Below are 20548 nucleotides of genomic sequence, written 5' to 3' on the forward strand. Positions count from 1 at the left end.
ATTCACAAGGACGAGATTTTGGTCGTGTTCCGGGTTGATCCGGATCCGGGGTTCAACGCCAGCGAGAGTTCGACTGGATCAGACGTCAGAGAAAAAAGTATGCAAAATCGTACACGGCGTAATCACACCTCCTTGAGGTGTCCCTCGCCCCCGTTCCTGAAGCAATCCCGTCTCACTCTGCATTGGCGCTTGCAGCCAGCGTCGACAGTACCAGATCACCCATTTCGGCATCTGGGGATGTTTCAGAGCCTTGATGATCAGGTCGTGCCCAACGTGGTCGAAGAACGCGCTGATATCCACTTCCAGTACCCAGTTCTTACGACGGCACCGAATGGAACATTGACGCAAAGCATCGTGGGCCGATCTTCCGGGTCTGTACCCATACGAGTCAGGATGGAAAATCGGATCGATCACAGCCTCCACATATCTTTTCACCGCGCCTTGAGCTACCCGATCAGAGACCGTTGGGATGCCAAGGATGCGCTCCTTGCCGTTGTCTTTCGGAATGCGCTTTTCCCGTACAGGTGGCGGGAAATACGACCCTGAGCACAACCGGTTCCAGATGCGGTAGAGGTTATAATCGCGCTGCCGATCAAAGTCCGTGAGCGTCTGACCATCACAGCCCGGCGCGCCACGATTGCGGCGTACATCCTGGTACGCCATCCACACCAGCGACTTCGGTATCTCGAATGCTTTTCGCTGCACTAAAACGTCATCCTCGTTTGAGTTGTGTCCCGCACAACGAAAGTGATCCCCACCCCTTCGCTCCAGCCCCATTACAGGTCTTTCATCACTACTACGGGTGAGTCCGTCCCTATCCCCACGATACGTGCAGAGAATAGGTTCTCACGTTCCCCAAAATGGCCTGGCTCAGGTTCTTGCTGCCTTAACAACGAGTGCCGTGCAGTCGGTAGACAGGTGTCCTCTGCACTTCTCGGGGCCCGGCTATACAAGCCCGTTTTGACACCAGTGGAGATTTCGTCGCTTCATCAGTCAGTTCACTTTCGTTCAACTACCTGAGCCTTACATGACAGTAGTTTCTCTGCCTTTTCCCGAATCGCTCACCACCAACATGCTGAACATGTTCGCAGCATCGGGTCGTTTGATCAGTGCGCCTGCACGCCCTGACCGGAGGGCCTACCTCCATCCATCTTGGAGCATGGAGTGTCGTGCCGCCGTTTTCATGTCGTCGCCATGACGCCTCCTTCGTGACACACAGCCAGTTCGAGCGCCCAAGAGCCCACGGCCGGATTTGATTCTCGCACCAGTTATTATCGATGGGCACAGCACCGTCATCGAGATAGCGCGTCAGCGCTATCCAGCATTTGAGGCTGTAATCCAGCGCCTTGGCGATGGCCGAACCCTCAGGCACAAGCTGACTTTGGGCGATCATCCAGGTATGAAGTGCGTCGGCGATTGGTGCTGCTTTTTCCTGCCGTATTCGCTGCCGATCACCCGGCTCCAGCTCTCGGACTTCTCGTTCAACTTCGTACAAGGCCGCGATGTAGTGCAGCGCTTTTTCGGCGACCTGGCTCTTGTTGGTCGCGTGCAAATCGAACAACTTTCGACGTGCATGGGCCATGCAGCCGATTTCGGTGATGCCCAGGTCGAAGCTGGCCTTGTAACCCGCGAAGTCATCGCAGACCAGCTTGCCGTTCCAACTGCCCAAGAAGGCTCGGGCATGTTCGCCAGCACGGCTCGGGCTGAAGTCGTAAACGACCGTCGCCAGGTCGGAGAACTGACTGGTGGCATAGGCTCAGACGTAAGCGCGATGAGTTTTCTTCGCGCCAGGCGTCAGCATTTGTACCGGCGTCTTGTCGGCGTGAACGACGCCGTGCGTCAGCACGGCTTCGCGCAGTGCATCAACCAGCGGCTGTAATTGCACGCCGCAGTTGCCCAGCGGGAGAGTACGCAGCATGATGGGACAGTTAGCGAGTGGGCAGGAGCGGCTGTTTTACTCGTTTAACCTTGAAGACCACATCTCAAAAAATCATCTTCTGCACAGCATTGATCGGTGCCTCGATCTGAGCGACCTGCGCCACTACCTCGCCGATTTCTATAGCCCAATTGGGCGTCCTTCGATTAATCCTGAGTTGATGATCCGCATGCTAGTCGTGGGCTATTGCTATGGCATTCGCTCCGAACGGCGCGTGTGTGAAGAGGCTCATTTGAACTTGGTGTATCGCTGGTTCCGCCGGTTTAGCCTTGAGGATGAAGTACCTAATCACTCGACGTTTTCCAAGAATCGAAACGGCCGTTTCCGGGACAGCGATCTGTTTCGCTGGTTGTTTAATAAAGTGCTGCATCGCTGCATGGACGCGGGTCTGGTCAAGGGCGAAGGCTTTGCCGTGGCCGCCAGCATCATCAAAGCGGATGCGAGTCGGCAGCGCGGTGTACCGGGTGATGAACCGGTCAACTGGAGCGATCCGGCCCTGAGCACCCGCGCCGTGCCTGAGTACCTTGAAGCCCTCGATGAAGAGGCTTTGGCCGAAACACTACCGAAGCGTTTGTCACTGACTGATCCTCAGGCCCGCTGGACCGCTGCTCCAGGCGGTCCGGCGTTCTACGCTTACTCCACGAATTATCTGATCGATACCGAGCACGGCGTGATCATGGATGTGGAGCCCACGCCGGCTCATCGAACCGCCGAGGTCGAGAGCACCAAGATCATGATCGATCGGGTCGAAGCGCAGTTAGACATCAAGCCGGACCGCCTCATTGGCGACACCGCTTACGGTACCGCGCCGATGCTGGCCTGGATGGTGGAGGAAAAAGACATCGAGCCACATGTGCCGGTGTGGGACAAAACCGAGCGCAAGAACGACAGTTTTTCAAGCAACGATTTCCACTGGAGTGAAGAGGCCGAGGAGTACCGCTGCCCGGCCGGCAACCCATTGCGCAGCGAATGGCGAGCCTTCAAGAATGAGCGTTCACACGTCACCAAAGCCAACACCATCATCTTCCGATCCCGGCAGACCGACTGCGCTACGTGTCTGATGAAAGCCAAGTGCTGCCCGAACACTGCGTTCCGCAAAATCGCTCGCAGCGTCCATGAAGCCGCTCGCGATGTGGCTCGGCGCATTGCAGCAACGCCGGCATATCAGCGCTCACGCCATGAACGTAAAAAGGTCGAAATGTTGTTTGCCCACCTCAAGCGCATCCTGAAATTGGATCGCCTGCGGCTACGTGGCATGAGTGGCGCGACGGACGAATTCACGCTGGCCGCTGCGGTGCAGAACCTGCGACGGCTGGCCAAATTTTCATCTCAAGGGCCTCCAGTCACGGGATAGGTGCGCCTGCACCAAGCAAAAAACCTCAAATTCACCCGAGCAGCAAAGGTCACCGAAGGGCCGAAAAACCACTCAATGTGGTGAGTAGGTTCTCCGGTGGTGGTCGAACCTGAGTTCAGGCCATATGAAAATCCGACTTTTTCAACAGAATCGGCCAATAGCGGACAATGCGACGGCCCGCTACGCGAAACTTCCAACTGGGACTTGAACCTACGAGCTCACTTGCTTCTGAGGAAAAACACTTTCATATTTATGATTTTTTTATTACAAAAGTTCAGTCGGCGGCCCTATAAATTGTCTTTCGAAGGACAACAGTAAGCCACTCCTTCAACCGCCGAGAGACTGTGCCATATGGATGTTTTTGACCCCGCACATCCGAACTCCCATCGATTGACCTCTATTCCGATCCGCGAAAGAGATTACCGGGGCGAGAACCCTTATGCTTTGATAGGAGCGGTTATGAAGACCGTCCAAACTTTGGAGCATTACGGTGCATATTTGCGACACGAATTGCCTATCGAGACCAGGCTGAGCTGCCAAGTATCCAACTACGAAGGAGAAGTTTGCAATGGAGGGCATGAGCAGTTCATAAGCAACAGCGGTTGGTCGCCAGAAGTTCAGGCCGATGTCGAACAGGGGTTGGCAGCCATGGGAGCACTTGCCATCCAAACGCTGTTTCGAGAGGTGGCTCAACGCGTCAATATTGATGCCAAGGAGCTGGAGGCTGTTCGCGCTCGGGGAGGATTCGACCATCGGGACTTTGGCAAGGTCGACAATTGGATTGGCTACAAAGACAGCGAGTTTTACACGCTTAAACGAGAGACCGACTTTGCCGGTATGCATGCAGCGTGGCTGAGGTCGCTCGAATGTATCCAGTCAGTACCCGATCTCGAATGGAAATTCGTCATAGCCGGGGCCATCCAGGCCCAGACATTGCGGGAGGCGCGCCTGCAGGCAAAAGGACAGCGCGCAAGTGATTTTCTTGCTGATATCCGCGCCCAGGCGCCGCTGATTAAACCGTTGGAAGTCTATGTAGGAGAACTCGGTGCACGTCACAAGATTGCACTGAACGACTTGCCTACACGCAGTTGGCGAACCTGGCCTCAGGGTAGGTTGATCTGGAGAGGCGTGTTCGAAACTCGGCGACCGAGTATCTGGATTGGATTGCGTTACCAATGTTTTTTAGCCGAGTTCATTACAGCTACTAACACACTCGTGCTCTATCGGTTAAAGAATCTCGGCCACGACGACACCGTCGAGATTGTTGGGCCAGCAATAGGCCAGATCACTCTGGAACGCTGTGAAGAATAAATTCATGGCGATAATAGAAAAATGGGCATCGCATCGTGACCCAAAAGCCAGAGGTAAATCCTAACTCCAGCGTTCTGACCTACGCACTGCCCTGCGCAAATGCTTGCTGACATCGTAGGAACTTTCTGTTGTGCAACTGCTGTTTACCTGGTCACACCCGCGACCGAAACGAGCAGTCAAGTCTTTTGTGTGTTCTTTATCCTGGCCGGGCTCATCGCGTTGTTCATGGTGATGTCCTTATCGATAATGAGTAAGCATCATACGACCTTTACTTCTTTCCCATGAGTTGCCGGCTCTGTGGATGACCGCTTTGGGTCGTTTTCTGACTCTCACGACGTGCAGAAAACGGCCAGAAGCGGACGGAAGATTACCGTAGGCGGCTATAGATCATTCAGCTTCTACAATCCGGGTCAGTCACGGCGCTGACTAGAAGCGTCATGCGAAGGACGACGCACACGCAAACCGCAGTGGTGCACTGGTTTCAACTACCAAGTCTTTCCGCAGGGGCACCACGCAAGCAGCTTCAAGCCTGCGCAGCGATACTGGCTTTGCTTTGGAACATGGCGGTGTCGGCCTTGAAAATCAGGTCGTCCAGACCTTCGCCATCTTCCGGATACCACGCCACCCCTAGGCTGGCGCTGACCTTGATCTGGCTGTTTTTCCATGGAATGAGCAGGTCGACAGCCTTGCAGATTTCATGGGTAATGCGCTGGATATCGCCTCTGTGATGCGCGCCGTCGAGCAACACTACGAATTCGTCACCGCCCATGCGCGCGGCTATTTCGAACTCGCGAATATTGGATTTGATGGCCGTGGCTACATGGATCAGGATGGCATCGCCTGCCTGGTGGCCAAAACGATCATTGATCTGCTTGAAGTTATTTAAGTCGATATAGCACAGGGCCAGATGTTCTCCACGGCTCTTTGCGGCCAGCAGTTTCTGACTAGCAAAGGGAATAAAACTATTGCGATTGGGTAAGCCAGTCAGGCTGTCATAGAAGGCCAGCTTGTGTACTTCCTCTTCGGCGAGTTTGCGCAACTTGATCTCGTTGCGCAGATGGCGCTGGGCATTCAACAGAACCAGAGCGAACATCAGGACAAGCACACAGCCGATACTGATCAGCACAATGGTCTTGCGCAGCCGCTCGATGAGCTGTGGCGGGTTGGGATCGTAAATGAAGTTTTCCAGACCGGCGATATTGTCGACCATACCCAGTTCGAGGAAGGTTTCAGCCATACGTTGCCAGCGCCCTGGGTTCATATGACCGATCTCGATCAGGTCAGATATCACCAGCGGACGCATGGCCTGAGCTTCAAATTGCAAGTGCGCGCGACTTTTCTCCACCGAATACTGATTGAGCAGCAGGTCTATGATTTGCTCGGGGTTATCCATCGCGTAGCGCCAACCGCGCAGGGTAGCGCGGCGGAAGGCCTCCACCCGTTGTGGATGTTCGTCAATCTCGACCTGGCTGGTAAACAGGACGTCGCTGTAGAAGTCGATCCCGTAGGTGACGGGCGAGATGATGTTGTATTCCACGCCCCGCTGTTGCAGGTAGAAGGGCTCGTTGGTCAGGTACGAGTTGAACGCCGTCACTTTACCGCTGGCGAGATCCCCAATTTGATAACTACTGGGTAGCAGTTGTAGTTTTTCGAGGGGTATACCCTCGCTACGGAACATCGCCAGAAAATCGGCATCGGTCTGTGCATCCATCAGCATCAACGGCTTGCCGATCAGGTCGTGCACAGTGCGAACACCTTGGTCTGTGCGAGCCACGAGCACGGAAGGTGAATGCTGAAATATCACCGCCAGCGCTACCAAGGGCTTTCCATGCAGACGTGCGTAGAGCAATTCACTATTGGCTTCGCCGTATTGGGCACGCCCAGAGAGCACTTCTTCGACCGGTGTGACATTGGGGCCACCTTCGTGCAAGCGCACTTCCAGTCCTTCTTCGCGGTAATAGCCCTTTGCGATGGCGGCATAGTAGCCCGCGAACTGGAACTGATGTTTCCAACGTAGCTGTACATCAATCACCTGTTCGGCGCCATTCTGTTGAGCGCCAGGACCCGCCCACGCAGCCTGATCCCAGAGCAGCACAAGACACAGCAGTCGACGCAGCCGAACCAGGAGGAGTCTCTTCGGCGGGCCTGGCGTGTTAGAACAGCAACAGAGGCTGGGCATGGTGATAGTCCGTGAATCGCGCTTATCGTTGAGCATGCAAGGTGTGGCGCGTCATTGTGACATCACTCATGCGGGGCCAGCAATCGCGCGCCACGATAACCAAAGCGGCCGTTATTCTCGCTTGCGGCGTGGTTGGCGTTTGCTTCCCTACTACAGACAGCTACCGGCCAGAAGCAGACGTTCCGTGCATCCGTGTTCGGCAAAGCTCCTGGCGATAGGGGCCTCGTAGACAGCACCCTGAACACAACTTTTTCAAACGCGTCATTTTTAGGTGGAACCAATAGTGTCACTTTGATAGCTTCCATGCCCGTAGTTCGCCCCTCAAACAGGAAAGTTCTTTCGAGAAGGAATCATGGGCCCACAATACGAACAAAAGTCGCTATCTCCATTGGCGAACCTTATCGTTGATCGCGCGATCGAGAATACCAATCGAAAACTGATCGCCGGCTTTCGCAACAAGAAGAACTCTCGCCCGAACGCCAAGACAGCCGACCCCTTGCAGGCCGGCAAGGACACCCTTGCCGCCACGTCGGCGAAGAGTGCGATGGATGTTGCTAATCGGGGGGTAGCGTGGAAGGAAATTCTGCTCAAAAGCTTGTCAGCGGGAATCGGTTCACTTGCTACTTTTAGTGGACACTATTTTGGATATAGCTCCTGCTCGTTGCGCCGGTCGCCGCCCGAACTTCCCTCCCTCATTCAAGCGCAAGGTCGTCGAGGCCTCATACCAACCCGGTGTCTCCGTTTCGTTGATCGCTCGCGAGCACGACATCAATGCCAACATGGTTTTTCGCTGGCGGCAGCAATACCAGGACGGCGCATTCGGCCCGGTTAGCCAGAGCGCAACATTCTTGCCAGTCGAGGTGATCAAAGCACCCATCGACTTGCCGTCAGCAGCGCCGCTGCCGCAAGAATCCCATTCCGAGATCCTTATAGAAGTAGGAAACGCCAAGCTACGCATCACCGGCACACCTGGCCCGCAGACCTTGCAACTCACCTTGCAGCAGTTGCTGCGATGATTGCGCCTCCCGCTGGAACCCGTATCTGGATCGCCGCCGGCGTCACCGACATGCGCCGTGGCTTCGACGGATTGGCAGCATTGGTACAAACTCAGCTGGAAGCCAATCCCTTCTCCGGCCAGATCTTTGCCTTTCGCGGACGACGCGGTGATCGGATCAAATTGCTGTGGTGTGACGGCGACGGTTTGTGCCTGTTCTGCAAGCGTCTGGAACAAGGTCGCTTCGTCTGGCCACAAGCAACCAGCGGCCGCGTATCGCTGACAGCGGCACAGTTGTCGATGCTGTTAGAGGGCATTGATTGGCGCAGGCCAATTCGTACAGCACCCGTCCTTGCAGTCTAACTTTACGCGCTGAAAATTCTTAGTAATATTCGGCCATGACTCACGTGACCGACTCCTTGCCCAATGATCTTCAAACCTTCAAGGCGCTGATCTCTGCCCAGCGGGCAGAGATTGATCGCCTGAAAATGATGATCGCCAAATTGCGGCGCACGCAGTTCGGTCGCAGTTCCGAGCAACTGGACGCGATGATCGACCAACTCCAGTTGAGCCTTGAAGAGCTGGAGGTCAGCCAGGGTGAAGTGATGCCAATCACTGAGCCAGCCCCTCGTACCGTTTCCCGCCGTAAACCATTGCCTGAGCATCTCCCCCGCGAAATCCATGTCCATCAGCCCGAGTCGCAGTGCTCCGGTTGTGATGGGACGCTTCGCCAGTTGGGTGAGGATGTGTCTGAGGTGCTGGAGTACGTTCCGGCACGTTTCAAGGTGATTCGCCATGTTCGCCCCAAGCTGGTGTGCCGCTGCTGCGAGCACATCGCCCAAGTACCTGCGCCGAGCCGCCCGATAGCCCGGGGCCTGGCAGGCCCTGGGCTACTGGCTCATGTGTTGGTCTCCAAGTTCGTCGATCATCTTCCTTTGTATCGACAGTCCGAGATCTACGCCCGCGAGGGCGTGGATCTGGAGCGTTCGACCTTGGCCGACTGGGTCGGGCAGAGCAGCCAGTTGCTCAGGCCGCTGATCAACGCCCTCAACCGCCATGTCATGAGTGGTCATAAAGTCCACGCCGATGACACGCCGATTGGCGTACTCGCACCGGGCACCGGCAAAACCAAAACGGCGCGCCTGTGGACGTATGTGCGCGATGACCGACCCGCAGGCTACACGACGCCGGCGGCGGTATGGTTTGCTTACTCGCCGGATCGCAAGGGGCAACATCCCCGTGCTCATCTCAAAAACTTCAGCGGGATCTTGCAGGCCGACGGCTACGCCGGTTTTGCTCAGTTGTATCGTTCGGGCAGTGTTCAAGAAGCTGCATGCTGGGCTCACGCCCGGCGCAAGTTTTACGATGTTTATAAAGACCAGTCCTCGCCGCTTGCCGCCGAAGTTCTGCAACGAATCGCGGCCTTATATGCCATCGAAAGCGAGATTCGAGGCCAACCACCCGACCTGCGAAAAACCGCTCGGCAAAGCCGGGCCAGCCCGCTGCTGGAACAGCTGCACGTGTGGCTTAACCAGACGTTGACTCAACTGTCGAAAAAATCGGCATTGGGCGGTGCGATTTTCTATGCCCTGAATCGATGGCAGGCCTTGGCGCGCTACTGCGATGACGGGCGGATCGAAATCGACAACAACGCGGCCGAACGCGCGCTGCGCGCCGTCGCTTTGGGTCGCAAAAATTATCTGTTCGTGGGTTCCGATGCCGGTGGAGTGCGAGCCGCTGCAATTTACAGCCTGGTAGGCTCGGCCAAACTCGACGACCTGAATCCGCAAGCCTATTTGACCCACGTGCTGGAGCGGATCGCCGACCACCCGATCAATCGGGTGGACGAACTACTGCCCTGGAACGTTTCTCTTAATCCTCTCGAACACTGCGAGGCTGCTTGATCCATGCCAAAACCATCTCATCTGTCCGTGGTTGAAACCGACCGTGTGCTGATACTGCACATGGAATTTAAATGGATAAAACCTTCGATCTGGCGCCGGGTGGCGGTGCCTGAAAGCATCACCTTGAGCAAGTTGCATCGCGTGATCCAGACCGTTTTTGGCTGGAGCGATACACACCTGCACGAGTTTGAAATTGATGGTGAAAGTTACGGCGTGCCTGATCCAGATTGGGGGCCGCCGGTGATTTCGGAGCAGCGTAAAAAGCTGATCAGCGTGTTGTACGGGAAGAAGACGTTTCGCTATGTCTATGACTTTGGCGACAACTGGGAACTACGAATAAAAGTCGAGAAAACGTTGCCCGCGATTATTTTCCCGCAACTGCCGTGTTGCATTGAAGGAGCCAATGCTCGCCCGCCGGAGGACATCGGTGGCGCGCCAGGGTATGAAGATTTTCTGGCAGCGTTGGCGGATCCGAATCACCCGGAGCATGAAGCAATGTCGGAGTGGTATGGGGATGATGGGTTCGATCCGACGGCGTTTGACTGCGAGTGGGTCAATCAATGGATGAAGCAGGCGAAGGTCTGATCAGCAAGAGGGTGTTGGTCGGACGCTTACGAGGGTTCGGCCATCGCCAAGGCGCTGGATTACAGCCTCAAACGCTGGATAGCGCTGACGCGCTATCTCGATGACGGCGCTGTGCCCATCGATAATAACTGGTGCGAGAATCAAATCCGGCCGTGGGCTCTTGGGCGCTCGAACTGGCTGTTCGCGGGCTCGTTACGCAGCGGTAAACGTGCGGCGGCGATCATGAGTTTGATCCAGTCGGCGCGGCTCAACGGACATGATCCGTACGCTTACTTGAAGGATGTTCTTAAACGCCTGCCGACGCAGCGGGCGAGTGAGATTACCGAGCTGTTGCCGCACAGGTGGGTGCCCGTTTATCACGCAAGGTGTGTTGGGCGGACGTACATGGACGCCCCCCGTACCTCCGACCTGACTAGCCACCTTAGGCATCAGGCTGATAACGGCGCAAAGGAGCCATTCGAAGGCTTAGCAAATCAGGGGGCATTCAGCCACCTAACCGCCTATCCGACAGTGAGCACTAGCAGCACTATGTAGTGGCCGAATGCCATTTTGTGCGCTATCTAGAGTATGTGAGCTGTTCACGTGACTTGTAGGGAGGTGCGTATGAAATGGACGCTGAAGATCGTAAAGCCGGAGGGCGAAATCTTTTACAGTGAACCCGTGGACATCCATGGTAATAGACGCTTATGCCGTAAGGCTCAGTTTGCAGAAGAATTTGAAAGTCTGCCAGCTGCGGAAATCGGGTTGAGCTATTTCCAGCTTCTTTGGGAGTACAGAAATTGCTCCGCAGATATTGTAGAAACAGGCGCGAACTGACTCTTGCTCCCCTGGCCTAGAGAGGTAATTCGGAACGCCGCATCCGGCCAAAAAGCAGTCATCGCGTGGATGCTGGATGGGATGCGCTGGACATCTGAGGTGATACGGGTTTCGAATCTCTCCTTCGCCGCCAAATTATAAAAACGCAAGTCCCTGACTTTCCTATTGAAGTGGGGGGCATATGGTTGTTGTTGTCCAAAAAGTTCTCTGCGGGGCCACCATGGTGGTAACACCCTATTTTGGTGCGCGCGAGGGATATAGGGCTACGGTCATACCACTCGGATTTGAGCACGGTTCCGCTGCTGCTATATTCTCGAGCATTTCGGGGGAGAACGTATGGATCTAATAGGTCAGCGCCTCAAAGAAGAACGCATCCGACTGGGACGCACACAAAGGGATTTCGCAGCAGTTGGCGGTGTCCTGCCGAATGCGCAGTCAAACTACGAGCGAGGGCTGCGGAGTCCGAGTGCGTTCTATCTTGCCAAGCTGGCGAAAGTCGGCGTTGACGTGCTTTACGTCGTAACTGCGGAGCGCGGGACGCGGGGCCGGGGGGTGGGTTCCCCAAGACACTCAGCCAGCTGCCTGCCCATGAGCGCCGTATCATTACTGATTTGATTGCCTGCATCGCGGGGCAACATAGCGGAAATTAGTCCTTCGTCAGGGACACTTTGGCGTTTTACCAAGCCTTGCTTGCGCCTTTATAATGCTGCTTTTGGCCCTATCTTCTTCCGCAATTTTATCGTAAGCGGCGCGAGCTTGTTTCGCTGGTGATGCCAACCTCGCGGGTCGCTCCATTCATCTGTTTGATAATGCCGCCGCAGTAAAAAGTTTTCTACACTTGTCCCAGACGTTGGGCTGTTTTTATGTTTGTTCGGAAGGCGGTCTGCTGGAAGGCCCACCTCCACGTAACGGCTCTGCGTAAATCCATGAGCCAAGTAAAAAGGAAATTACGACGCGTCACTTACACTCGATTCCGAAACTCAACGGGCATTTGAAAAAAACTGCTGATGGCCGCTCAGGTCGACACCAAGCAAGGCCGCATGGTGGCTAGTTTTTTATTCACCTTGAGGAACGCAGGGAGAGATGTGCGCTCCGCCGTGATCGACGTGTGGGAGCTGGATCCAGAGATTATCAGCGCATGCGCCCAGCTATTTATCTGGCTAAACGATAATAAGGTGTTTCCCCAACAATTTGGATGCGCGGGCACCAGTGCCAAATTTAGGTGGACACCATCGCCTTAAGCGTTGGGATCAGGAAGGTGTGTTGCCCGGACGGTTACGGATATGCTGCATGCTTGGATGACCGTCCAGCGTGATCTCGTGCCCGAAGGTTCGGCTATCAGCAGAGCACTGGATTACAGCCTGAAACGCTGGGCAGCGCTGTCACGCTACCTAGATGACGGGGCCGTACCCATTGACAATAATTGGTGCGAGAACCAGATCCGACCATGGGCATTGGGTCGCAAGAACTGGCTCTTCGCAGGGTCGCTACGCAGCGGCAAACGAGCAGCGGCGATCATGAGTTTGATCCAGTCGGCACGTATGAGCAGGCATGATCCGTATAAGTATCTCAAGAATGTGCTGACGCGGTTGCCGACGCAAAAGTCCAGTGAAATCGACCAGTTGTTGCTGTACTAAGTGGAAGCTTGCTTGAACCTTGAAAAACCAATTCACTATACCTTCAAAGCTCACCGCATCGAAACTAATTAACGCATATTACTCCTTCAAAAGGATTTTTCATGAGTCTACATATTCGGCCTGCCACTGCTAGCGATTCAAAACTGATTTTGCGCTTCATCACCGAGCTTGCTCGGTACGAGAATGCTGAGCATGAGGTGAAGGCTAGCGTCGCAGACATCGAACGTGACCTTAGCAATGAGCCCCCCCAGCAAAGGCCTTGGTATGCATGCAGGGTGACGAACCGGTGGGATTCGCGCTGTACTTTCTCAGCTATTCCACTTGGATAGGACGCCAATGCATTTATTTAGAAGACCTCTACGTCTCTAACCAGCATAGGGGTTTGGGGGCAGGTAAAGCTCTGCTAAAGCATCTGGCTAGCTTGGCCGTGGAAAAAGGATGCGGACGTCTGGAGTGGAGCGTCTTGGATTGGAATACGCCTGCGATAAAGTTCTACGAGTTAATCGGTGCTAAAGCGCAACCAGAATGGATTCGCTACCGTTTGGCTGGGGAGGAATTAGAACAAATGGCAAAGAGTATTTGAGAGGTTGCCAATGTGACTGGTCATAGGCTAACCAGTACATCAACGCTGAGCACACTTGTTTCAAGCGACTACTACCCCTGAAAATTTTTGGAAGGCGTGTTCCCGGGACGCATACGAATCATCAACGTTCGCAGATGGGCATCGCCGCGCTTGCTCATGCCTAGCAACGTTGGCCTTCCACCACTGGAGTGCTGCCGAGGCACAAGACCTAACCACGCGGCCAACTGACGCCCGTTGCTAAAGTTTTTCGCGTCGCCTACGGAGGCAACCAGCGCGCTGGCGGTCAGCGGGCCGCTACCCGGTATTCTTTCTAACTAGCGGCTGGTCTCGTTAGCCGGATGCCAAACTTTGATTTGCACCTCTAGCTCCTCAACCTCTTTGTCCAATGCCTTGAAGTGTGCGATCAGTCATTCAATCAGTTGGCGGAACGAGGCTGGCAGGTCACTACCGCTTACGGCGCAGCTCGGTTGTCACCGCAAACTCTGCGCACTACTCAACGTCGAAGGCTTCTACAATGGGCTTATTTCGTTCCTGGACAAGATGGTCGAGGAAGCCTTCGTGAAGGCGAATCATCACAGTCGCTTGGGCAGAGGCTTACCGAATAATTGTAGGGATGTCATGAGACATTCAGGAGGATAAAGATGACTCGCTATCAGGGCAGTTGCCATTGCGGCGCAGTGCAATTCCGCATCGAAGCTGAGATCAACGAACTGATTGCTTGCGACTGCACACTTTGCCGCAAAAAGAACGCGCTGATGGCTACTGTCAGCTACGCCGCCCTTAAGATCCTCCGGGGCCAGAAGTATCTGAGCCTGTACCAGTGGAATACGGGAAAGGCAGAGCACTATTTTTGCTCAAAGTGCGGGATCTATACCTTCAACAGACGGCGCATAGACTCTAATCTGTACAGCGTCAACGCCTATTGTCTGGACGGTCTCGACTTGGCAACGTTGCCAGTGCGGCAAGTGGCAGGGAAAAATCGGTCGTGATTATCCGCTCTACGATGAAGTATTAGCCAGGAGAATGAAGCGGCAATTACCCTTGGGGAAGCGGAGCTTTATACTGTCATCCGTAAATGACCTTGCTGAAACTGAAATCCACCAGTAATCGTGGAAATATCAGCGTGAGCCCCACTCTGACTGTCAACAACGTTGCGACAAGATGTATTACCTGGACGCTTACCGGAGACTGAGGAAAACATAGGGTACAACTGCACAAACCCTAGCGCCTCGCCAAATTCGTCTTGAGCATAAAAATCGTCGACTCATTGTGGCTTAGGCGTTCGGCAAGAAAGTCACGTGACTCTGGAAGGTTGGAGGGTTGTCCGTAGAACCCTCTATACGCATCGAAAAGGGGGGCGATCTTTTCAACACAGCTGCTCTCAGCCCGTCTAATTTTTACGGCCATGAAACTCACATCCCTGCTTGATCATCTTGGTCGCTGAATAATACCTGCCTCACCTGCCAGATTGGTGGATAGTCATGACCTTCTTGCCATCCTCTGAGGGTCTGAAAATTGGAAGGCGTGTTGGCCGGACGCTTACGCTAGATGGAAGTTTATGGAGTGCTTACATTGGATCGGCCTGCAATAGCTGTCCTAATTTGGGATGATAAAAATCAAAGGGCGAGCGCCTCATCGTGGTTAATGCCTAACGTCAGGCGCGGTAAGACTCTCTCGCAATACAGCTCTTTCCACCATGCCCATGTCACTGAAGATCAATACTTTTGCCCTTTAATTATCTTCTGATTGCTTTCACGCCAGCACGTTGGCGTGCTGTCTTCCCATTGGCGGAAGGCACGAAAAAACGAGTTCTGATCCTCATAACCCAACATGTAAGCCACTTCCATAAGGCTCAGCGTTGGATCGGTCAGATACTCAAGCGCTAGTTGGTGACGTGTATCGCCGAGTAAGCGTTGGAACGTCAGACCTTCGTCGTTCAGCTTACGCTGCAATGAGCGCTCACTCATGGCCAGCTCAGTGGCGATCGAGCGGACATCGGGTCGACCAGCCGCCAGTCGCCTACGCAGTACCCATCTGATCGGCTCCGTTAGACTTGCACTGAGCGCCTGTTGTTGCAGGCGTCGATCTAGCTCAGGAAGCAGAATATCAAGCAACTCGGCGTTGTAACTCACAAAGGATTTGTTAAGATCGGAGCGCCGCAGCGTAAGGCAGTTGCGCTTGGCAGCGAAGCGCACTTTGCAGCCGTAATAGCTTTCGTAAAGTACGCGCGAGCTTTCCGAGCACATCAGATCGACTGCCACAGCAGTTAACCCTTGTGCAGTACCTCGCTTACCCAACTCGAACAGCGAGGCTAGCGTGGCGTCGATCAATGCAGGGGGCACTTCTCGCTCTTCGGCGTGCAGCCAATTTACCACAATTTCGCAGTGCAAGCCGTGTTCCTGAAGTAGCACCTCCTCCGGTACACACAAACGTTTGAAGCGCGCCACGCGCTGCAAAGCATCGCGGAAGTCCCGTGCATAATAGGCCGCGAGAAATGAAGGTGGCATCGCGCTACCCTCCTGCAAGGTGGCGATGCGCAAGCCAATGGCTGGGTCATTGCTGATGTCCACTAATGAACTCCAGAGACCACAGAACTGCGCCGTTGAAATCGGTGCTCCATCGCGGATGGCGGTAATCGGCAGTTGTGTCGTACGAACCACATCTGCGCGGCTAATTCCGACGCCTTTCAAGCCAGTCCAGAGCGCTTCGGGAATCCTGATTTTATCCGGCACAGTCTTCTTCATCAGATCACTTCGCCTGGAAGCCGCCATCCACATTCAGTATATGGCCGGTTACGTAACTCGACTCATTGGCCAGTAGCCAGCAGATGGCATTGGCCACTTCTGCCGGATTGCCGACTCGCTGCATCGGGTGCATGGCTTCCAGTTCGGCCAGGTTGCTGTTTAATTGCTCCGCGATGATGTCCGTACGGATCGCACCGGGTGCGACTGCATTGATGCGAATGCCTTGAGCGGCGTGATCCAAAGCAGACGACTTAGTCAGACCAACCACAGCATGTTTAGTCGCCGCGTAAGCGCCGCCCCACGGTATGCCATTCAATCCTGCGATGGACGCGAGGTTGACGATAGAACCGCCGCCCTGCGTAAGCATCTGGGCAATTTCGGACTTCATGCAGAAATACAGCCCCATCACATTGATATCGACCATGTCGCGAAAGTTCTTGCTGCTGGACTGATCTAGTGAAGAGTATTCATTGAATACCCCAGCGTTGTTGACTGCCATGTCCAAGCGTCCGAACTCGGCCACGATGTCTGAAATCATGGTTTCAACTGCCTTTTCGTCAGACACATCGTTGCGAACAAAGCGCACTTGGGCGCCGCCCTGAACAGCTGCGACAATCTCAGCGACCGCAATATCACCTGCTTCCTGGCGGCGCCCACTGATAATCACGCTAGTGCCTTGAGCAGCTAGTTTCAGGGCAACCGCTTTGCCGATGCCGGTGGCACCGCCGGTAATAAGAGCGACTTGATTGAGCATTTCTGATTCCTTGGGATTAATGAGAAGAATCACTCCAATCTACACAGCCTCCGGTGCCGACAATATGCGTAATACGCCATGCTACTAGCAGACTACGCCAATTTAAGCTTAAGCGTCCGCTTTTGGCCCAGAGTGTGTAAAAACGCCTTCGGAAACACTTGATATGATTTCTGAGGACTGCATCGAAAAGATCGCCCATGAAGCGTTTCATACAAGGTGGACATCGAGGCCGAAGCACGTTGGTATCTCTACGGCTAATACTCGCAAGCAGGTTGTTCGCTTTCAAAAAGCTGCGCCAATCGGAGCTGCTGTACTGGGCCCTGATCCGAGTGAAACAGCATGCCTTGCGGCTTGCCGCGCTGCTCATAGGCCATGTCGAGCGCCTTGATCACCAAGTCCGAATCCGGTTTGTTCGACAACGCCCAGCCCACCACCCGGCGCGCGAAGAGATTCATGACCACGGCCAGGTAATGCCATTTCCCTTGTGCCCAGATGAAGTGATGTCGCCACACCAGACTTGATTGGGCGCGGGCACATCGAACTTTTGATTCAGAATATTCTGAATATCAGGTCGCTCCACCGTTGCCTTTTTATAGAAATGCGAGCCCGGCTGATTACTGATCAAACCCAATGCCCGCATCAGACTGCGTACTTTGAAACGGCCGACCTGCTCGCCATCTGCCTGCATGATCGACACGATACTGCGCCTGCCGGCAGCGCTTCGACTTTGCGTGAACAGCTCGTTGACTCGAATGCGTAATCGAACCCGCTCAACGTCCGGAGTTCGGCGTCTGAGGCGATAGTTGTAGTAGCACGAACGCGGCACTTCAAAGGCTTCGCACAACAATTCTACCGACTCACGAGCACTCAGTTGATCAATCAGCGCATGCGCTCGTATTCTTCCGACATCAAGAGCGCGGTAGCCTTTTTAAAAATGGATTTCTCCCGCTCAGGACGAGCGATCCGAGCTTCCAACTCCTGGATTTTCTGCTGCTCGGGCGTCAGGGCTTTGCTCTGAGACGTGACGCCATTGCGCTCTTGCTGAAGCTGGTTGACCCAGCGACGTAGCGCGGATTCGACAACCCCAAGCGAACGGCTGACTTCGATATGACTATAGCCTTGATCGAGCACGAGGCCTGCGGCCTCGCGTTTGAATTCAGCGGAAAAGGTACGGCGTTGTTTGGTCATCAGACATCTCTATCTGGCGAGTATTCTTGCCCAAATGGGTGTCCGGTTTCATTAGACCACTACAGTGTCTGCCGAATGGGCCTGAACGGCGCGCAGATCGGGCTGTTGTTAAGGGTGTTCGGCATGGCCGCAGGTTCTCTGTTTATTGTACCGTGGGCGGATCGCTTTGGTCGTCGACCCTTAATTCTGTTTTGCCTGCTGTTGTCAGCACTGAGCCAGTGTCCGTTGCAACTGGCACTGCTGCGTGGGCTGACCGGCTTGGGAATCGTTGGGCATCCTGGCCAGCAGCAACGTGATTGCCAGTGAATACGCCAACAAACGCTGGCGTGGGTTGGCGCTCAGCCTGCAATCCACCGGTTATGCCTTGGATACGACCCTCGGTGTCCTGCTGTCAGTGTGGCTGTTGGCGCACTTTGGCCGGCGTGCGGTATTCATACTCGGCGGCGCCGTGACCCTGGCAGTGATTCCACTCGTGTTGATGTGCTTGCCTGAATCGCTGGATTTTCTCATTGCCCGTTGCCCAAACAACGCCTTGGCACGCCGTTCGCCTCGGTCAGCCGCCACTGCGCGAGCTGCCAGTCGCCCCCTCGGCGCCGACTTCAGGCCGCGGGTGCCTGGCGCAGTTGCTCTCACCGGCGTCACGGCGTACGACCTTGCTGATCTGGCTGCTGTTCTTCCTGGTGATGTTCGGCTTCTACTTCGTGATGAGCTGGACGCCGAAGCTGCTGGTGTCGGCGGGGCTATCGGCACAGTAAGGGATCAGCGGCGGTGTGTTGCTGAGCGTCGGCGTATTTTCGGCGCAGCCCTGATCGGCGCCATGGCCTCGCGCTGGCGACTGCACCGCGTGCTGTCGCTGTTCATGCTGGTTACGGCAGGCTTGCTGGTCCTGTTCGTCGACTCGGCTTCATCGGTATCGATGGCCCTCGGGCTGGGTCTATTGATCGGGCTGTTTCCAATGGCTGCGTGGCGGGCTTGTACGCGCTGTCGCCGATTGTCTATGACGCCTCGGTACGAACACCAGGCGTCGGCTGGGGGATAGGTATCGGGCACATCGGCGCGATTCTTTCGCCGACCGTGGCCGGTCTGTTGCTCGATAGCGGCTGGTAGCCACAGCACCCGTATGGGGTGGTTTGCCCTGGTTTCCGCCGCCGCCGTGCTGCTATTGTGGCCTGAAGCCAAACAGCAACTTGAGGCCCAACTCGGCCAGGCTTGACGCGATCCGAAGAGTAACGAGGGGCCGCCCTTGCTACTGGCTACATATTTCAGAAATACAATAATAATGACTTGTTTCCTGCTCCCGCCGGGCCTTGCTCGGGGGTGCAATCGTTATCGCCCTTCACCCTTATGCGCATGCTGAGAGCGGTGGTTTTTTCGAGGATTCCAAGACCAGCCTGGTCCTGCGCAATTATTACTTCAATCATGACTTCAACGATCCGGGCGCCAGCAAGAGTAAGATAGAGGAATGGGCTCAGGGCGCTATCCTCAAATTCAATTCCGGCTATACCCCAGGCGTAATTGGCTTTGGTCTCGACGGCATCGCGATGCTTGGCGTCAAGCTGGACAGCGGCCCGCAACGCAGCGGCTCGGAACTGCTGCCGTGGCATCAAGACGGGCGCGTTGGCGTGGCCGCAAAAATGCGCTTATCTGCCACTGAACTGATGGTCGGTGAGCTCATGCCGGACATCCCGTTGCTGCGCTACGATGACGGCCGCCTGCTTCTGCAGACCTACCAGGGCGCCATGTTGGTGTCCCGAGAGCTTCTGGGGTGGAACCTGCAAGCAGGTCAATACACCGACGTGAGCTTGCGCAACCCCTCGAACATGCAGGACCTCTCCGCCTGGACGGCTCCCACCGTGATGTCGGGCGGTTTCAACTACATGGGTGCCGAATATCGCTTCAATGGACAACAAACCCTGATCGGCGCCTGGCACTCACAGTTCGAAGACATCTATCAGCAAAGCTACCTGAACCTACTGCATAAACAGCAGTTCGCTGACTGGACCCTTGGCGCCAACCTGCGGTATTTCATCGACAAGGAAGACGGCAGCGCACGAATCGGCAATGTGCAAAGCCACATGGCCTACGGGTTGCTCTCGGCCAGGCTGGGCGGCCATACCCTGTATCTGGGCCTGCAGAAGGTCAGCGGCGACACCGGCTGGATGTCGGTGTATGGCAGTAGCGGATGAACCCTGGGCAACGAAATGTTCAGCGGCAACTTCAGCAACGCCGACGAACGCTCCTGGCAGGCTCGTTATGATTACGATTTCGCTGCCGCAGGCATCCCCGGCCTGCTCCTGATGACCCGCTACGGTCATGGCGAGAACGCCACCACCAAGGCGGGTACAGATGGCAAGGAGTGGGAGCGCGATACTGAAGTCAGCTACACCCTGCAAAGCGGTTCACTGAAAAACCTCAGCGTGCGCGTCAACAACGCCACCAACCGTCGCAGCTTCAACAGCGACTTCGATCAGACCCGAATCATCATCAGCTACCCGCTGTCACTCTGATCCTCCCGGCAGGGGCGCCTGTCGCTCCTGCAGCCCTCCCCTCCTTGCGTTACTAT

15 protein-coding genes and 9 pseudogenes are annotated in these 20548 nt (G+C 55.2%); 16 read left to right on the forward strand and 8 right to left on the reverse strand.

Annotated elements, in window-relative coordinates; translation table 11 throughout:
- Positions 1 to 78: 78 nt before the first annotated feature.
- Both V3W40_RS19285 and tnpC (V3W40_RS19290) read right to left on the reverse strand, forming a co-directional pair.
- Positions 79 to 777: a reverse transcriptase domain-containing protein gene (locus tag V3W40_RS19285; RefSeq protein WP_330208709.1), complete on the reverse strand. Its 699-nt coding sequence runs from the start codon at positions 775 to 777 to the stop codon at positions 79 to 81.
- A gap of 409 nt (positions 778 to 1186) precedes the next feature.
- Positions 1187 to 1900, reverse strand: a pseudogene (gene tnpC, locus V3W40_RS19290) (IS66 family transposase); the annotation flags it as partial.
- 16 nt (positions 1901 to 1916) lie between these two features.
- On the opposite strand from tnpC (V3W40_RS19290), the gene V3W40_RS19295 reads away from it, so the two are divergent.
- The gene (locus V3W40_RS19295) at positions 1917 to 3290 is read left to right on the forward strand and encodes an IS1182 family transposase (RefSeq protein ID WP_330215507.1); all 1374 of its coding nucleotides are present in this window, start codon (positions 1917 to 1919) and stop codon (positions 3288 to 3290) included.
- Positions 3291 to 3749: 459 nt separating this feature from the next.
- Complete coding sequence (locus V3W40_RS19300; RefSeq protein WP_330215508.1) at positions 3750 to 4601, forward strand: DMP19 family protein; 852 nt, start codon at positions 3750 to 3752, stop codon at positions 4599 to 4601.
- Positions 4602 to 5124: 523 nt separating this feature from the next.
- On the opposite strand, the gene V3W40_RS19305 is transcribed toward V3W40_RS19300, so the two are convergent.
- Positions 5125 to 6780, reverse strand: a complete 1656-nt coding sequence (locus V3W40_RS19305) for an ABC transporter substrate-binding protein (RefSeq protein ID WP_330215509.1) — start codon at positions 6778 to 6780, stop codon at positions 5125 to 5127.
- Between the two features lie 617 nt (positions 6781 to 7397).
- Here V3W40_RS19305 and tnpA point away from each other — a divergent pair.
- From tnpA to V3W40_RS19350, 10 genes and pseudogenes are all read left to right on the forward strand, one after another.
- Entirely contained in the window at positions 7398 to 7796 is a 399-nt protein-coding gene (gene tnpA, locus V3W40_RS19310) for an IS66-like element accessory protein TnpA (RefSeq protein ID WP_330215510.1), read from the forward strand.
- Positions 7793 to 8137: an IS66 family insertion sequence element accessory protein TnpB gene (gene tnpB, locus V3W40_RS19315; RefSeq protein WP_330215511.1), complete on the forward strand. Its 345-nt coding sequence runs from the start codon at positions 7793 to 7795 to the stop codon at positions 8135 to 8137. Before tnpA ends, tnpB begins: the two co-directional genes overlap by 4 nt.
- A 35-nt stretch (positions 8138 to 8172) precedes the next feature.
- A complete protein-coding gene (gene tnpC / locus V3W40_RS19320; RefSeq protein ID WP_330215512.1) occupies positions 8173 to 9678 on the forward strand; it encodes an IS66 family transposase in 1506 nt (501 codons plus the stop codon).
- Between the two features lie 3 nt (positions 9679 to 9681).
- On the forward strand, positions 9682 to 10263 hold the full coding sequence (locus V3W40_RS19325; RefSeq protein ID WP_330208715.1) for a plasmid pRiA4b ORF-3 family protein: 582 nt from the start codon (positions 9682 to 9684) through the stop codon (positions 10261 to 10263).
- Between the two features lie 33 nt (positions 10264 to 10296).
- Positions 10297 to 10614: pseudogene (locus V3W40_RS19330) on the forward strand (IS66 family transposase); the annotation flags it as partial.
- Positions 10615 to 10866: 252 nt separating this feature from the next.
- On the forward strand, positions 10867 to 11079 hold the full coding sequence (locus V3W40_RS19335) for a hypothetical protein (RefSeq protein WP_330208716.1): 213 nt from the start codon (positions 10867 to 10869) through the stop codon (positions 11077 to 11079).
- Between the two features lie 336 nt (positions 11080 to 11415).
- Entirely contained in the window at positions 11416 to 11694 is a 279-nt protein-coding gene (locus tag V3W40_RS19340) for a helix-turn-helix domain-containing protein (RefSeq protein WP_330208717.1), read from the forward strand.
- A 392-nt stretch (positions 11695 to 12086) separates the two neighbouring features.
- The gene (locus V3W40_RS34785; protein WP_442962854.1) at positions 12087 to 12320 is read left to right on the forward strand and encodes a DUF7673 family protein; all 234 of its coding nucleotides are present in this window, start codon (positions 12087 to 12089) and stop codon (positions 12318 to 12320) included.
- Between the two features lie 33 nt (positions 12321 to 12353).
- Positions 12354 to 12716: pseudogene (locus V3W40_RS19345) on the forward strand (IS66 family transposase); the annotation flags it as partial.
- Between the two features lie 101 nt (positions 12717 to 12817).
- A pseudogene (locus tag V3W40_RS19350) lies at positions 12818 to 13299 on the forward strand (GNAT family N-acetyltransferase).
- A gap of 116 nt (positions 13300 to 13415) precedes the next feature.
- Here the strand turns inward: V3W40_RS19350 and V3W40_RS19355 are convergent.
- Positions 13416 to 13613, reverse strand: a pseudogene (locus V3W40_RS19355) (transposase); the annotation flags it as partial.
- Between the two features lie 76 nt (positions 13614 to 13689).
- Here V3W40_RS19355 and V3W40_RS19360 point away from each other — a divergent pair.
- Together V3W40_RS19360 and V3W40_RS19365 are read left to right on the forward strand one after the other, a co-directional pair.
- Positions 13690 to 13938 (forward strand): LOG family protein, encoded by a 249-nt coding sequence (locus V3W40_RS19360; protein WP_330208746.1) that lies wholly within the window; start codon positions 13690 to 13692, stop codon positions 13936 to 13938.
- A 2-nt stretch (positions 13939 to 13940) separates the two neighbouring features.
- The gene (locus tag V3W40_RS19365) at positions 13941 to 14288 is read left to right on the forward strand and encodes a GFA family protein (protein WP_330208718.1); all 348 of its coding nucleotides are present in this window, start codon (positions 13941 to 13943) and stop codon (positions 14286 to 14288) included.
- A gap of 185 nt (positions 14289 to 14473) precedes the next feature.
- On the opposite strand, the pseudogene V3W40_RS19370 reads toward V3W40_RS19365, so the two are convergent.
- The 4 genes and pseudogenes from V3W40_RS19370 to V3W40_RS19385 all read right to left on the reverse strand — a co-directional run.
- A pseudogene (locus V3W40_RS19370) lies at positions 14474 to 14706 on the reverse strand (GNAT family N-acetyltransferase); the annotation flags it as partial.
- Between the two features lie 308 nt (positions 14707 to 15014).
- Entirely contained in the window at positions 15015 to 16043 is a 1029-nt protein-coding gene (locus V3W40_RS19375) for an AraC family transcriptional regulator (RefSeq protein WP_330208719.1), read from the reverse strand.
- Between the two features lie 4 nt (positions 16044 to 16047).
- Positions 16048 to 16797, reverse strand: coding sequence for an SDR family NAD(P)-dependent oxidoreductase (locus V3W40_RS19380; RefSeq protein WP_330215513.1), 750 nt, complete (start codon positions 16795 to 16797; stop codon positions 16048 to 16050).
- Positions 16798 to 17044: 247 nt separating this feature from the next.
- Positions 17045 to 17985 (reverse strand): annotated as a pseudogene (locus V3W40_RS19385) (IS3 family transposase); the annotation flags it as partial.
- A gap of 61 nt (positions 17986 to 18046) precedes the next feature.
- On the opposite strand from V3W40_RS19385, the pseudogene V3W40_RS19390 reads away from it, so the two are divergent.
- Both V3W40_RS19390 and V3W40_RS19395 read left to right on the forward strand, forming a co-directional pair.
- Positions 18047 to 19198: pseudogene (locus V3W40_RS19390) on the forward strand (MFS transporter); the annotation flags it as partial.
- Positions 19199 to 19292: 94 nt separating this feature from the next.
- A pseudogene (locus V3W40_RS19395) lies at positions 19293 to 20492 on the forward strand (OprD family porin).
- The last annotated feature ends 56 nt before the right edge of the window (positions 20493 to 20548 follow it).

This window comes from Pseudomonas sp. AM8 (assembly GCF_036346475.1).
Lineage (GTDB): Bacteria > Pseudomonadota > Gammaproteobacteria > Pseudomonadales > Pseudomonadaceae > Aquipseudomonas > Aquipseudomonas marginalis.

Coding starts and splice junctions, on each gene's coding strand:
- tnpC (WP_330215512.1), top strand. CDS start 8,173: ATGACTCACGTGACCGACTCCTTGCCCAATGATCTTCAAACCTTCAAG.
- V3W40_RS19300 (WP_330215508.1), top strand. CDS start 3,750: ATGAAGACCGTCCAAACTTTGGAGCATTACGGTGCATATTTGCGACAC.
- V3W40_RS34785 (WP_442962854.1), top strand. CDS start 12,087: ATGGCCGCTCAGGTCGACACCAAGCAAGGCCGCATGGTGGCTAGTTTT.
- V3W40_RS19375 (WP_330208719.1), bottom strand. CDS start 16,043: ATGAAGAAGACTGTGCCGGATAAAATCAGGATTCCCGAAGCGCTCTGG.
- V3W40_RS19335 (WP_330208716.1), top strand. CDS start 10,867: ATGAAATGGACGCTGAAGATCGTAAAGCCGGAGGGCGAAATCTTTTAC.
- V3W40_RS19295 (WP_330215507.1), top strand. CDS start 1,917: ATGATGGGACAGTTAGCGAGTGGGCAGGAGCGGCTGTTTTACTCGTTT.
- V3W40_RS19340 (WP_330208717.1), top strand. CDS start 11,416: ATGGATCTAATAGGTCAGCGCCTCAAAGAAGAACGCATCCGACTGGGA.
- V3W40_RS19325 (WP_330208715.1), top strand. CDS start 9,682: ATGCCAAAACCATCTCATCTGTCCGTGGTTGAAACCGACCGTGTGCTG.
- V3W40_RS19380 (WP_330215513.1), bottom strand. CDS start 16,797: ATGCTCAATCAAGTCGCTCTTATTACCGGCGGTGCCACCGGCATCGGC.
- V3W40_RS19365 (WP_330208718.1), top strand. CDS start 13,941: ATGACTCGCTATCAGGGCAGTTGCCATTGCGGCGCAGTGCAATTCCGC.
- V3W40_RS19285 (WP_330208709.1), bottom strand. CDS start 777: ATGGGGCTGGAGCGAAGGGGTGGGGATCACTTTCGTTGTGCGGGACAC.
- V3W40_RS19305 (WP_330215509.1), bottom strand. CDS start 6,780: ATGCCCAGCCTCTGTTGCTGTTCTAACACGCCAGGCCCGCCGAAGAGA.
- tnpB (WP_330215511.1), top strand. CDS start 7,793: ATGATTGCGCCTCCCGCTGGAACCCGTATCTGGATCGCCGCCGGCGTC.